The organism is Lachnobacterium bovis (assembly GCF_900111325.1).
Lineage (GTDB): Bacteria > Bacillota > Clostridia > Lachnospirales > Lachnospiraceae > Roseburia > Roseburia bovis_A.
Window position 1 is genome coordinate 1 of record NZ_FOGW01000034.1, and the last position, 13912, is coordinate 13912.

Annotated in this window: 13 protein-coding genes and 2 pseudogenes; 2 read left to right on the forward strand and 13 right to left on the reverse strand. The window is 33.9% G+C overall.

Annotated elements, in window-relative coordinates; genetic code table 11:
- Nucleotides 1-198 (forward strand): ATP-binding protein (locus BMY79_RS12230; RefSeq protein ID WP_242941490.1); only part of this gene is annotated, 198 nt, incomplete at its 5' end.
- 210 nt (nt 199-408) lie between these two features.
- On the opposite strand, the gene BMY79_RS11950 is transcribed toward BMY79_RS12230, so the two are convergent.
- The 6 genes from BMY79_RS11950 to BMY79_RS10905 all read right to left on the reverse strand — a co-directional run bounded on the left by BMY79_RS11950 (nt 409) and on the right by BMY79_RS10905 (nt 5213).
- A complete protein-coding gene (locus tag BMY79_RS11950) occupies nt 409-669 on the reverse strand; it encodes a hypothetical protein (RefSeq protein WP_420358873.1) in 261 nt (86 codons plus the stop codon).
- Nucleotides 670-875: 206 nt separating this feature from the next.
- Nucleotides 876-2900 (reverse strand): HaeIII family restriction endonuclease, encoded by a 2025-nt coding sequence (locus BMY79_RS10890; protein ID WP_074730955.1) that lies wholly within the window; start codon nt 2898-2900, stop codon nt 876-878.
- Between the two features lie 6 nt (nt 2901-2906).
- A complete protein-coding gene (locus BMY79_RS11955) occupies nt 2907-3077 on the reverse strand; it encodes a type II toxin -antitoxin system TacA 1-like antitoxin (protein ID WP_083383565.1) in 171 nt (56 codons plus the stop codon).
- A 66-nt stretch (nt 3078-3143) separates the two neighbouring features.
- Nucleotides 3144-3416, reverse strand: coding sequence for a hypothetical protein (locus BMY79_RS10895; RefSeq protein WP_074730956.1), 273 nt, complete (start codon nt 3414-3416; stop codon nt 3144-3146).
- Nucleotides 3413-3814: a hypothetical protein gene (locus BMY79_RS10900; RefSeq protein WP_074730957.1), complete on the reverse strand. Its 402-nt coding sequence runs from the start codon at nt 3812-3814 to the stop codon at nt 3413-3415. Before BMY79_RS10900 ends, BMY79_RS10895 begins: the two co-directional genes overlap by 4 nt.
- A gap of 595 nt (nt 3815-4409) precedes the next feature.
- Nucleotides 4410-5213 carry a DUF4368 domain-containing protein gene (locus BMY79_RS10905; RefSeq protein WP_278320629.1) on the reverse strand — a complete coding sequence of 268 codons (804 nt, stop codon included), beginning with the start codon at nt 5211-5213 and terminating at the stop codon, nt 4410-4412.
- A 33-nt stretch (nt 5214-5246) separates the two neighbouring features.
- On the opposite strand from BMY79_RS10905, the pseudogene BMY79_RS12435 reads away from it, so the two are divergent.
- Nucleotides 5247-5897: pseudogene (locus tag BMY79_RS12435) on the forward strand (IS3 family transposase); the annotation flags it as partial.
- A 45-nt stretch (nt 5898-5942) separates the two neighbouring features.
- On the opposite strand, the gene BMY79_RS10920 reads toward BMY79_RS12435, so the two are convergent.
- From BMY79_RS10920 to BMY79_RS10945, 7 genes and pseudogenes are all read right to left on the reverse strand, one after another.
- Nucleotides 5943-9527, reverse strand: coding sequence for a hypothetical protein (locus tag BMY79_RS10920; protein ID WP_074730961.1), 3585 nt, complete (start codon nt 9525-9527; stop codon nt 5943-5945).
- A gap of 139 nt (nt 9528-9666) precedes the next feature.
- Entirely contained in the window at nt 9667-10398 is a 732-nt protein-coding gene (locus BMY79_RS10925) for a DNA cytosine methyltransferase (RefSeq protein ID WP_242941503.1), read from the reverse strand.
- Nucleotides 10343-10681, reverse strand: coding sequence for a DNA cytosine methyltransferase (locus BMY79_RS12440; RefSeq protein WP_074730963.1), 339 nt, complete (start codon nt 10679-10681; stop codon nt 10343-10345). The genes BMY79_RS10925 and BMY79_RS12440 overlap by 56 nt, the downstream gene beginning before the upstream one ends.
- A gap of 63 nt (nt 10682-10744) precedes the next feature.
- Nucleotides 10745-11227, reverse strand: a complete 483-nt coding sequence (locus tag BMY79_RS12310; RefSeq protein ID WP_207645456.1) for a PDDEXK family nuclease — start codon at nt 11225-11227, stop codon at nt 10745-10747.
- Nucleotides 11228-11478: 251 nt separating this feature from the next.
- Nucleotides 11479-12083: pseudogene (locus tag BMY79_RS12315) on the reverse strand (MutH/Sau3AI family endonuclease).
- 142 nt (nt 12084-12225) lie between these two features.
- Nucleotides 12226-12927, reverse strand: a complete 702-nt coding sequence (locus BMY79_RS10940) for a hypothetical protein (protein ID WP_074730964.1) — start codon at nt 12925-12927, stop codon at nt 12226-12228.
- Nucleotides 12928-12945: 18 nt separating this feature from the next.
- Complete coding sequence (locus BMY79_RS10945; protein ID WP_074730965.1) at nt 12946-13662, reverse strand: HNH endonuclease; 717 nt, start codon at nt 13660-13662, stop codon at nt 12946-12948.
- Nucleotides 13663-13912: the final 250 nt, after the last annotated feature.

The window sequence follows — 13912 nt, forward strand, 5'->3', positions numbered from 1 at the left end:
AATATGATATTTACAAGTAATAAGAGCCCTGATAAATGGGGTGAATACTTCGGAGAAGATTCTTCTTTACTTTGCGCACTTGATAGAATATTTGACGATGCGATGGTTTTTATGATTAAAGGAAACAGCTATCGTGGAAGCAAATGTGAAACTGTAGCAATAACAGCTGGTGAATTATCACCATTAAATAATAAGTAAAACGAAAGGAAAAGGTACATTGGCTATTTTTATATGTCCTAAAATTGGTTAATTCTACCGGTCTAAAAATGGCTAATCTCGCCTGACTCCAACACCCCTTTTGCCCACGGCTTTTGTGGGCAACGCCGTCTGCAAGCCCCCTCTAAAAGCGCACATACCATCCGAAGGGTGGTATATCTGTGCGCACCCAACAAGTTGGGAGAGCCCACGTTATCGGCTTTCGTTACTCTCAGATTCATCCGCTTTCACCTCACTTTCGACATGACTAGACAAGACTTGATTAGCTCTGGCTTTAATGCCAGATATTGTTTTTTGCACTTCTCCGGTTCTAAACGCAACTCTGATAATTTCATCAATTTCTGATTCTTCAAAGCAGTAGCACTCCGAAAAGTATTTGTGAATGACACCGCCCATCATGTACTTATGATGATTCTCTCGTTTTCTCCTTTCCTCTTTGGCTTTTTTCTCCATAGCCAATCGATTTTTTGCTTGCTACATCTGTTTCTGGGCTTGCTCAATTCCTTTTGTTGTTGTGATTTCTGTGTCAATCATGTTTCTGTTCTCCTTTTATTTTTTCATAAAAAAAGGCGGGTGTTCCGTTAGAATCACAACCGCCGTATAAAAAAAACACCTTAGACTATTTCTAATCTAAAGTGCTTTGTAGCTAAATATTTTTATTACTTGTTATTCCAACGACATTCAATATTAAGCACATTTGTAGGCATTCCAATAAACTGTATATCAAATTTCAAACTTGGTTCAACCTTAGTGCTTGCATTATGAATTCTAAAACTTAACTGCCATCCATTATCAAGATACATTTCTACTGTGTTATCGCTATCCTTTTTAAACTTCAATGCAATAAGTTCTGTTGGTAGTTCTACTGTTGGAACTGTGATTGCCGAAACAATCTTTTCTCCTGGCTGATTTAGTGTTCCATGGAGATTAAATGTGTGAATAAGTGTAAGGCGTTTTTTGTCATGGCTTACAACTTTGTAATAATCTTTAACACCTATAAGATATTCAATCATCTTTCGTGGTAATTCGCTATCTTTCTCATATGCTCTGCTTATTTCATCCATAAATGACTGAAGAAGAGGAATATATACATTTTCACTCTTATCATCAAGTTCAGACCACTTAACGCCCTCTTCTTTACAAGTCTTTAATCTATCAAAAATTGGCTTAATTTCATTCCAATATGTTTCACTACATGGCTGTTCAAACCATTCTTTACCAAAATCTAATTTATGACTAAGTCGACTGTGTTTTGCTGCATTATGGTTATGTTTGATACTCAGACCAAATTCCCAATCAAGTGTATCTCTCTTGACAACAATATCCCTTACGTCGCCCTTAATTCCAGCGCCATCCTTCTGGAATTCTAAAAGTAACTCATCTGTTGCTTCTTCAACCATTTTAGGTTCTAATTCAATAATAGTATCTACGGCCGCTTCAGCAGAAACCATATAGGTTTCTTGTCTTTCATCATCCATAGAATCCCATGCTCTTTTATTTGCTTCTAAACTTGAATTTTCAACTATACGAGTTTTTCTTGCATCAACAAGAGCTTTATATAGTGTTTGAATCCATGCATATTCATACGCTCTTCCTTGGTCATTACTTTTCGTACTCAATTTTTTTCTATTAACCTCCTTCGCATCAATACTATTCTCTGCTGAAATAACTTCATCAGCTTTTCCTTCAAGATGCTTTTTAATAGCAACCCCTATTTCATAAGCAAGATTTACAGGAACTGCATTTCCTATCATTTTATATGCTGTATTTGTATCATCATAAATAAATTTGAAATCATCTGGGAATCCTTGAACCCTAGCAATTTCTCTAATTGTCATACGACGATATAAATGTTCTTGTCCTTCAACAAAACGACAATCATTTTTTCCATACTTAACCATCTTAGGTGCTTGAGGATGTAATTGACACTGTCTACCTGAAGCTTGAACAGTAAACGCTTGCTCATCCCATCCTTTAACTCTATTACGGCTCATAAAAATTGGTGAAAATGCGCCAGTAAAATACTCATTATTATTTATCGCATTTGGATTATGATGATTTTTTTCTCCAGATGGAACTGCAGTTTCTTGCAAATCCCATATAATATCTCTTAAAGTAATCTTTTTACTATCATCAGTAGTCGAACCCTTTGGGAACTTAAAATCTATTCCTAAATCCTTTCTGAATCCAATATAAAAGACTCGCTTTCTTTCCTCAGCAACTCCATAATCTTTTGCATTAACTAACGTAAATGAAACCGAATATCCAGCTTCCTCGAATAAATCAAGAATATTCTTTACTGCTTCAGAATGTCTATTTGCAAGCATTCCACTAACATTTTCAGCTAAGAAAAACTTAGGTTTAAATTCCTTCAAAATTCTAATATAGTCAAAAAACAGCTGTCCTCTTTCATCCTTTATTCCTTTTAATGCTCCTGCTTCTGACCATGACTGACAAGGTGGACCACCAATAATTCCATCTACCTCGCCATTCAAAAATTGTGCGATATCTTCTTTATTCACTTTCCTTATATCGCCTTCAATCAAGTGAGTGTTAGGATGATTTGCTTTGAAGGTAGCCCAAATACTCTTATCAAATTCATTTGCAACAGGAATATCAAATCCAGCCCTTTCAAATCCAAGATCAAGTCCACCACATCCACTAAACAAACTTACTACATTCATTCTTTTCTAGTTAATCTCCTTCTTTTTGATTATCTCGTCTGCTTCTAGTAATGCAGTTCTACGAACAAATTCGCTATATGAAGCATACGCTTCTAATCTGGCCGCTTGCTTAAGTTTATTTAATTCTTCTTCGCTCACACGAATACTCATTGAATATGTTTTATTTTCTTTTTCCATCAGCGTAACCTCCAAAAAAGATTATACTATTTTACGTGGAACATTTGCAATACAAACATCCACGTACTATTTGTTATTTATATAACTAATCATCTCTCTTCTCTTCTGTTTTAATTCCTCAGATATTCTTCTCGGCTTACGATAACTAACGTACTGTTTAGGCATGGAATAGGTCTTGTCAATATCTGTTTCACCTATGCACTTATAAACCTCTGGGAAATCATTAACTAACGAGTCAAGTTTTCTAATAACGGCTTTATCTCTGGTAAATACAACTGCATCAGATTCAGCAACATTGAAATTGATTATTGTTTCTTGCTCATACTTAGATAACTTCATAGACTTATCTCACCCCGCTTTCTATGCTTGTTCGGCTCGTTAATTATCGTATGTTTTGCTTCTGCAATCTTTTTATTTAGTTGATGTTTGAATGAGAGCCTTCCATCTTGTTCAAAACGTTCCTTATCGCTTAAAATAAGCTCATTTCCCTTTACGCTGTAAAAATGCCAATCTGTTATTTTCCCGTTCTCGTCTGTAAATGTAGCCATGAACCGTCCCTCGCCTTTGTTGGTGATAGTTAGCCAATGCCAATCATCACCTTCTCTGGTGTAAACACGCTTATAGTCAAACTCATTACCTGTAAAGCGTTCATTGAGCTTATAAGGCTTCGACTTCTCATTTTTGAATTGTCCGTTATAATGCTCTAAAATCAGCTCGAATACTTGGTCTATATCCATAAATGCTCCTTTCTGCCCGACTACTCAGATTTGAGCCGTCGAAACACTTGATTTTCCTTTGAAGTTTGATTTTCAAACTTCTAGAAGTATGATTTACATACCGCCTATCACCACTCCATGAACATATCTCAATAACCTTGAAACCCGCTTATCTTCTGCCCTCTTGGTCTCCGATAGTGATTCTGGCACGGAACAGAACGGAAGGGATAAGATGAGATAAGATAGAATAATTAATAGGGTATATCTTTATTCTCTTTTTCTTTGCTTCTTTCTTTTTCTCTTCTTTCTAGGGGAAGAAGGAAGGGAAGGAAAACCACTCCATGTTAATTACTGTGATTCCAGAAAATAAAAAAGCACTAATAGATTCTTCTCCACTAGCGCCTTTAGACTTTCTATCTTCTCGATAGTTACTGTATCAACTTTTAATAAATTGGCTAAAAATCTGCTTTCTCAGAATTAGCAAGAACAACACTGTCTCTCGAATAATGTTCCTTGTCGTATTGCTCTGCAGGAATACCAAAGGTATCGGAATTCTGCTTTTTAACGCTTTCATCCTAGCTTTTCTCTTAGGTTCGTATGCCCTTTCATATGCTTTCTACTTTTCCTTTCTGTCTAGATACTGTTTATGTCGCTTGTCTTTTATAGCTTCAATACGATTACGCTCTTCTATCTCTTCTGGTGTTAATTCCGGTGTCGGCATACAGTAATTACCGATAAAATTGAAATAGATATCTATCTTCTGAGTTGTCTGTTGTGAACCTTTTCTATCTCGCTCATGAACCTCGATTCTATCTATGAATTCGCTAACCATAAAAGGTATGATTTCATCAAAGTTATTGTACCTTGCCATAAGATTTACAAAGTTCTTTCCGTTGTGTCTGTTAGCTTCAATCTCTGCTAAATCTTCCTCGATAACCTCACACTCTGCTTTCAATGAGCTCTGCTCTTTTGAGTACTGAGATATCAAAGTGTCGTATCTGCTCTCTGGCATCTTCCCCAAAGCATTGTCCTCATAGATTTTACAAATCAGCTTTTCTAAATCATCAATCCTTTTCTTACAGACCTTCAATCTATCTTGCTTTTTCTTAATCTCTGCATCTCTGTTGTCGGATTCAACTTGTGTTATCTGTTCAACAAAAAGCTCCGAATCATCTTCAATCATAGATTTAAGATACCGGAGTGTATCTTGCAAAATATCAATTACCGCATCAGCATTGATTCTATGACCAAAAGAGCACTTGCTACCTACGGGAGTTTTGCCATAATTAGCACACACAAAATTAGCTATTCGCTTTCCGTTTGATGTTCTGTGACAATACATCAAGCCACCACAATCAAAGCAACGCATTTTCCCATCAAGCGGATGAGCTTCGCCCCATCCGTTAGGATATCGCTTAATACCTTTATTTGGACGTTATTAACGACCGGAGAAGAAGCTATAACCATTTCCGAAAAAATTGTTCGAAGAATCATGAAAGAGGAACATCTTGTTGCCAAACGACCTAACAAGAAAAAATATAGCTCATATCAGGGCGAAATCACGCCTGCTGCAGAGAACAAAGTTAATCGCAACTTTCATGCAGATGAACCCAATAAACTATGGCTTACGGATATAACGGAGTTTGCTATACCTGCAGGTAAAGTTTACTTGTCACCAATTGTAGATTGTTTTGACGGAATGCTAGTGACATGAACCATAGGAACAAGCCCTAATGCGAATCTTGTGAATTCAATGTTAGATAGCGCGATAAAAACATTAGATAAAAATGAGCATCCCATTGTTCATTCCGATCGTGGTTGCCACTACTGATGCCCCGGTTGGATTGAACGAATAGATAATGCTAATCTTATTCGTTCAATGTTAAAAAAGGGATGCTCTCCAGATAATTCTGCTTGTAAAGGTGTTTTCGGCAGATTAAAAATTGAAATGTTCCATGGTGTAGATTGGAGCAATGTGACCATAAACGAATTTATATCTATTCTTAACGAATATCTCATTTGGTACAACGAAGAACGTATCAAATCTACGCTCAATTATATGAGTCCATTAACGTATCGTAAAAGTCTTGGATTGATTGCTTAAGCAGTCCAGGATTTTGTCAGCATCCCCAATAGACCAGAAGTTATTTTATGTTCTTTCTATTTTCTCAACCATCTCTTGATAACTTAATATTGGAAACGCAATATCCTTATACCTTGATACAAAGACCTTATTCACACACATATATGGCTTTATCATATAATCTGCAGATGGTAATTTTAAATCTCTTATGACCTCTTTATAATTCTCATTTAGAAAATCAATTCTTCGCTGAAATTTCTCATCACACTTATCCTCTTTAAAGAACCTATTCTGCTGCCTATACATCTCATAGAACGTTTCCACCTTCTCAATAAATTTACATTCAATAATCCATATTTCATTTTTTTGCAAATCAACTGCAAATAAATCATAGTCGCCTAAATACTGAGGATATTTCTTTTTATCTAGATTCATCAATTCAAAATTAATTCTTACATCAAATCCATTATCCTTAAATACCGACTCAAGATCAAAAACAATCTTTTTCTCGTATACTCTTTTCCAATCCACCAAAACTTTCTTTGTACTTGGCATTCCTATTTCGAATGGCATATGAAATTCAAATATACTGTTTCCCCAGTAATCTCTCAAGAAATGTAAAACCGATGGCGAATATATAACCATATCATTGTATTCATAAATAGGTTTAACTTCATATCTGTCACATCGTTTTTCCTTTTCTCCAATAGGTAGATAAAAATCTTCCGTATTATTCTTTGTTTTAAGTTTCTTCACATTTATACAAAGCAATTCTAAAGCCTTTTCTGCCAACTCTTTTGAAACATTTTGAATAGAGCTATAATTGTTGACTATATCTTCTTTCCAGAAACAGAATATATTACCTCTATGATATAACTCGCCCTTTATCTTACCTCCAGTTTCAAGATATAAAATCAATGATAAAAAAACATCTAACGGTACATCTGTATCTACTTCAAACGCCTTTTTCACCTTTTCAAAATACATCGAATCAGCCTGATTATCTCGTTCAAAATAACCCGGATTATCATACATTCTTCTAGCTAATCCCGTACCGAATGGATTATCAGTTTTTCTTTTTGATTCTACATCAATAATATATTCTCCTGACACTTCAACATAAACTTCATCTTCTGTAAAATAGCATATATCAGCATTATCTCCTAATACCACTAGCCAATTTGCGTATGCTAACAAATACTGGTATATTTCGTTACAAATTGTATCCTGTCCTCTGCCACTATTGTATAATGTTGTTTCGAGTAAATATGAAACTGTTCGCAAATTGTGCTTTGCTTTTTCTCTTTGTCCGATAATGTTTTTAGATATTTCAGTACGTACTTCGTCCTTTATATCTTCAAAGCTGTTATACCTCTGCCTATGAACCATTATTTCGTGTATTAGTGTTGCATAATCCGCAAGAGAACGTTCGTATAATTTAAGATAATCTAATTTCTTTACTTCTTTTTCAAAATCTTCTATAAGCTCTTTTTGTATCGATCTTACGACTTGGGTTGCTTCCTTTCCATAGTAAATCCCAGGTTTAATTCCTGCCCTATAACATACCTCTGCTATATGTTTTTTTACAGCAATGTACGCATCATCTTCAACTCTAAATAATGATTCCTGCTCTCTTTTCCAAGTATATTCAATAGTAAAACTGACTGCTGATACTTCTTTTTTCTCTAATTTTACTTTTTCCATATACTTCTCTAGTTTCTTATAAAAAAGAGGAAAATACTTTGCCAATGGATAGAACAATTCCATGAAAAATTTAACTTCTACCGTTCTATCTGTTGCATTAGCTATATCTTCAAAGAGTTTGTCAATCATTGGGACAAATCTAATGCATATTTTTTTATTTGTAACACATGAATCACTCTTAACATAAGCTCGATCTTGAGCCAATAACAATCCTGTCGGATCTGATTCTCTAGCATATGTCTCAGGCATCATCATTGCCTGAACCGAAGAATTATCTAATTCAGAACTAGACTCTATAATATCTCTAACCGATATCAACATTCGTTGAATCAAATCTTCGATCAAAAATATAGCATCTTTATATTTTAAGTATTCATTTCCATTTAGATAAAACTTTACATTATGTGGAAAAAAGAAAAAACTGTTATTTTTAAACATACAATATAATCCACCAAAACCAGCTTTTCCCTTCAGCAAATATTCATAAAAACCATGTTCTTTAGGAGTAATGTTCCACGAAAATGGATTATCTAAAATATAATCACCACAACCAATAGGAAAATCTTTTAAATACTTGCGATAATAATCAACCACATACTTATTTTCAGTATCAGTTCCTACATCAATTATACCGTATTTAATTGCCCCTTTTTCAAAATTATGATTAGCCTCTTTCCAACTAAGAAAAGTTGACGAATCTCCACCAACCCCCAATATTTTAGCTTCATTTTTCTCTTCCATGTAGTCTAAATAATCATATAATTCATCCGCATCCTTCATAAACAACAAGTAATAAACTATATCTAGTGACGTACAACAATAGAAAGCTTCACTTTGCGAATGCGTCATCATATAGGGCTCAGCTGGATTTGCCCAATCATCATAAACCAAAAACTTAATATCTATGTCCCTACAAACAGTAAGCCCTCGACGCTTTTCATCATTTCTTCTACTAAACAATTCAAGCAAATATAGCGAATCCTCTTTTTTAGCCTGAACTATATCATCCATTATCCTCTGTAGCTCACCTTTTTTATATTCACTTCTATTTATTGGCAAAATAATCCCCTTAGAAGATACTAATGCAAAAGAAAACTGATATTGTAGTTTTAGATTATCTTTACTATTTGTAAAACCCACTGGACACAAATAATTTATTGTTTCATCTATTTCCAATTTTGACAAATCCAATGCAATACCTGTCAGCATTCTGTTTACTAGCTGTGCTCTATTAGTTTCAGGCACCAATTTATACCACACATCATATAGATCCACTAATAACGATGTATTCGCTAACGGAATTATTTCACCATTAATTTCAAGAAAATGTTTTTTTTCTATAAATTTAGACTCTAGTATTGCAGATATATTTTTCAAAACATTAGCATCCAGATTATTAAATAGTTCTCTCACCTTATAGAACAGTCTTTCTTTCGGAAGGACCAATCTAGCTCCATAATATCCATCTGAATCATTTTCTTCTTTAAGATAGTCGATAATAAAGGAATTATATTCCAACACTTCTTTTAACTCATCTTGTTTTTCTAACTCCATAGCTAAATATGGCAACAATTGAAGACATGCAAATACCATATTATATCCAGTTCCAACGATAACAGAATATTTTTTTCCAAACACATCAATAGAAACATCACCATAATCTTCAACCACAGCATCCTCATAACCAGAAGGTTCTATTATGTCTTTAATAGAATAAAAGAATTCCTTAAAATCCATATAATTATTAAGTTTCTTTTTTCCTTTATGATTATGTTCTATTAGAACCCAATTTAATGATAATGTAGATTCTAAGGCTGACCGATTATTCACACAAACACATATACAATAAATCGCCTTGGAAACATCTTCAAAGTCATATTCATTAACTATAGGAACTAATTCTTCCATTTTTAATTTAGCCCCTGGAAAATCATTCGTTTCTACCAATTTTAACCCTCCCGCTTTATAAAATGAATTTACAAACATTTATCTTAGCAACACACTTTGTGCTAATTAAATAAACATAACTCTATCATTGAAATGTCTATATAAAAAAAACTGACATAAAGTCAGGATTTTTAAATAATTATTTTATTTTTCTATCTAATTCTTTTTCTATATCTTTAATCAAGTCCACCACCAGTGCATTTCCTATCATAAATCTACACTTATTAGTTGGCATCTCGACTATTTCACCATTAACATCACAATACTGTGTATGTCCTGTTGGGAAACCCTGGATACGTTCTGTCTCTTCTGCAGTAAGAAGACGAATCATACCCGTTTTCTTATCCTTTACTATATAAGTCGTTCTGCTAAAGAATCCTTCAGATATAAGCATTGTTCTTGCAGGTTTATCCTCCCCATCAATCATAGGAATAGCACCTTCTGAAAACAAATACTCATGAACATTTGCAGCCTTTCTAGGAAGCTTCTTAGCGCCTTTCAAATACTGCCATGTCTGTCTCTTTTCCTTCGGAAGTTTTCCTAATGTTTCATCGCTATGCGTAACATCTGGATACGTGTAATAAAGTTTTTCTTCTGGTATAAAGTACTTTTCATCTACATCACCAGTGTCCATAATATCACCAAGAGTTATTTGTTTACCATCATATGCAGGCATAGTCTTCACAATATAAACCACACCATCACGCATTACACCGCTATTTTCAAATGCGAACTTAAAGTGTACAGACAAATCTCCGATTCCTTTAGGTAGCTTTTCAATCTTAATCTCTTTTGCATATTTTAAATCGTTTTTTTTAAGCAAAAATAAAAGTTCTACGGCATCTCTGCTGATAACCATATTCTGCTTCATTAATAACACGCCACTCGACTGTATAACCCTCGTCACGGAAACAAGCCAGAATAATTCCAAAATCTCTTCCTCTCTGACTCGCTGTCGATTTCAAAAAACGATCAACATTCTCTAACAACACAAATGGCGGTTTCTTCTCTTCAAGAATCTCTCTAATAGACCACCAAAGAACACCTTCCTTACCTTCAAGGCCTTTTGATGTTGCAAGTGATGACGCAACCGAATAATCCTGCCAAGGAAATCCACCGACTCCAGCGAACAATTCACATACTGTTCTTTTCAACGATATTAATTCCTTTTATAGACTCACAAATTCTATTATATCAGTCACTGTACGTTTGAACAACTATTTTTCATTTTTATTTTTAAATTGACTCAAAATATAATCATTATTTATCCAAGAGCTCTGCGTAGTCATATATCTCCCATTAGGAAGCATATTCGCATCCCTATCTACATTTCCATACTCTTCTCCATTATTAAAGCGATATGCTGCTTTTTGAGCATGCGGTCTTATATGAATTCTTTCTGTTTCGCTCTTATTTGGAAGATTATTCTCAAAGCTAACTTTTCCCTGAGAATCAGTTTTCTTCTTAAACATAACTCCATATTGGATTATATGCTTGTACTCTTCCCATTCCTTACGAACAGTAATATTCAAATCCTCATAAGACATATGCCAAAGCTGACATCCTTTGACTCGATAAACATCTCCATCTTTTTCCCATACGAAAAAGAAAAGACGCGACTCATCAAAATAGTCTTTTAACGTGGAATCATCAAAATCTTCTTTTACCAAATCCATAAACTTAAACGGAGGGAAAGACATATTCTCTCTGATTTTTCCATTCTCTTCTAAACGAATTGTTTTTTACACAGATATTTGCTTTTTCAAACTCTTCCGCATGTTCATCACGAATTCCTAGCATACGAAACGCTAAATCATTCCACTGGGCTTTGTTATTGTTATATTCTCTCCCAAAGAGTTCACACAGCTCTTTATCAGACTTCCAAACATATTCGCCACAATATCTTCTAATATCTCTTCGAATGATTTTTCTTTAATAATCTTAGAATTCTTTAGAATTGAGTTATCAGATGTTTTCCTACTACATAATGATTTAAAACATATGTCATATAGGAATTCTTAAAACAAAATGCACTTTTTCTTGCAGGAGTCTTGTCTCCGTAATACTGAGGAACCGCACTCTTTTCGGCCGTAGCCCCTTTTGTACAAGCCCCTAAATACATAGTATCAGTCTCAGAAAGCTCATGTGCTCGTCCAGCCTGTATCTTGCTAATAATAAGTGCATAATCACGCTTAATTATCTCTAAATCCGCTTCTGGTGGAGTAAACATACGAACATAGCCAATCTTATATAACAGATTACTTTCAAGCTGTTTATTCCACCAATAATAAATAAGCAATATCAAACGCCTCTTGTTCCATGCAAGTGATTTATAAAAATCCAATTCAACAGGCTCATCATAACTAATCATCGTAATGACAAGTCGTTCACCGGCACGCAGTTCGCCTTTTTTGTATATTCATATGGCGTAGTTTTTAATTCAACACCAGCCTCTGGAAAATCCGCCTCTCGATTTGAATTATCTTTATACCCAAAATAAACTTCCTCGAGAAGATTGCCTAAGCCTCCTTTTCGGAATTTATTAGCATAAGCCACAATATTGCTTCTATCAACATTTCCTCTTTCTTCTATAACATTAAAAAATGTTTTACCTTGTAATTTTAATGCATATTCTTCAATACTCTCAGACCTTGCCGGATCTATCCTTTCTTAACGTCATACACTTAATTCACCTCTATTACTTGCTTTCTCGTTTATAATTTACCTCTATAATATCATTGAACACTTTATACAACTCATTAAATCTCTTTATAATATCTATAGCTCTAACAGAATAAAGCTTATTGCCTTTTTTTTCATTAATTGCAAAAAAGCAAAGTTCATCTTGCCCTATTAATTGGGCTGTATAAATTGATGTTAAGTGATGTTTATTTGCATTCTCCATATCATTAATCAAATCAAAATAATCTTGAAAATCATCTAATTTTGATAATTCACGTGGTTTTTTAGTATAGTTTTTCCACCGCCCTATACAATCACACTCTCGTCCCAAATTAAAAATACATTCTAAGATAAACACAAGCATCATATCCATATAATGCTTAATAATATGAATAATAATTACCGAATTTATCCTTAACTTGTTATAGTTATATGAGTTTACTACTTCTACTTCTTTAGAATGATTATGTATCTTATTCCAAATATCGTATGACTCAAATAATAACTCATTTACCTCATCTAAATTTAATATTAAAGGCATGAACAATAAAGTATGTTCTTCTCGAATACATTCAGGGATTAAATTAACACTAAAATTTTCATGTGGAACTTTTCCTGAATAAATAAATCTATCACTTCTATACACCTTTTTTTCTTCTTCTACTTTCTTTAATGTTTTTATCATATACTCAACTTGATCTAAATCATCAATTAACATTTCTTTTAATAGCCTCCATTAAACAACAATTCTCATAAAATCATTTCTACTAATCTTTATACCTGATGAAGCTAATCTATCAACTCTATCATGATATATTTTATTAACAACATTCTCTTTTTCTGATTCCACGCCATAGTGCAATAACCTATGACATATCGGACATAAGCAAACAACATTAGCGTACACATCCAAACTATGTTCAAACTTATCCTGATATTTCATCGGTACTGCGTGATGACCTTCCATATATGGATGTCCGGTACTTTTAGCTGTAAATGTAACATGAGAATCATCAAACTCACATCGATAACCTGCAGACTCAATAGATTGCAGCTTTATAATTGAGAATCTAGTATGTGCTGAAATTTCTCGCACTTTTTTATCTGGTACCGGAAGCTCTATATCCAACAATTGAATCTTATTATTTCCAGCGTTTGCAAAATCTTCCCCATATGCAAACCTCAAATAATTATTTAACCCAGAACTATACATCTGATGTCCCTTTGTATTTAATTCAATAAACTCAGGATCGTTGAACAAATATGCTTTTATCACTTCTAATTCTCCAATATTCTGAATTTCATATATAGTTTCTTCTACTTTTTCTCTATCAACAAGCATCTTTGAAATCCTTCTTAATGCCTGTGTATAATGACCAACAGACGAATCCGAAAGCCCCCTTATATCTCGAAGATACTTTTCGTAATAAGTTAATAAAACATGTTTGTTCATATTTCCCCCTCATACATACGATATATCTCTAATCGAGCTCAATAAAACTCACTATTTTATTATATCACATTTACTCACAATCTAAACTATTCAAACAACGTAATTTCAATGGTTTATGCCATTTTGAAATAACCACCCCGCCCTAGTGCGTCAAACAACAGAATTGTTTTATCTGCTTTTGACGTCCAAAGACAGATTCGTTTTATAGATCGAGCCTGCAAATATAAAGTCAATAGTAAAATAAGATTTT

What these genes read in the sequence shown, in the direction of transcription:
- BMY79_RS11950 (WP_420358873.1), bottom strand. Translation starts at nt 669, where the DNA reads ATGGAGAAAAAAGCCAAAGAGGAAAGGAGAAAACGAGAGAATCATCAT.
- BMY79_RS10890 (WP_074730955.1), bottom strand. Translation starts at nt 2,900, where the DNA reads ATGAATGTAGTAAGTTTGTTTAGTGGATGTGGTGGACTTGATCTTGGA.
- BMY79_RS11955 (WP_083383565.1), bottom strand. Translation starts at nt 3,077, where the DNA reads ATGGAAAAAGAAAATAAAACATATTCAATGAGTATTCGTGTGAGCGAA.
- BMY79_RS10895 (WP_074730956.1), bottom strand. Translation starts at nt 3,416, where the DNA reads ATGAAGTTATCTAAGTATGAGCAAGAAACAATAATCAATTTCAATGTT.
- BMY79_RS10900 (WP_074730957.1), bottom strand. Translation starts at nt 3,814, where the DNA reads ATGGATATAGACCAAGTATTCGAGCTGATTTTAGAGCATTATAACGGA.
- BMY79_RS10925 (WP_242941503.1), bottom strand. Translation starts at nt 10,398, where the DNA reads ATGAAGCAGAATATGGTTATCAGCAGAGATGCCGTAGAACTTTTATTT.
- BMY79_RS12310 (WP_207645456.1), bottom strand. Translation starts at nt 11,227, where the DNA reads ATGTCTTTCCCTCCGTTTAAGTTTATGGATTTGGTAAAAGAAGATTTT.
- BMY79_RS10940 (WP_074730964.1), bottom strand. Translation starts at nt 12,927, where the DNA reads ATGTTAATTGATGATTTAGATCAAGTTGAGTATATGATAAAAACATTA.
- BMY79_RS10945 (WP_074730965.1), bottom strand. Translation starts at nt 13,662, where the DNA reads ATGAACAAACATGTTTTATTAACTTATTACGAAAAGTATCTTCGAGAT.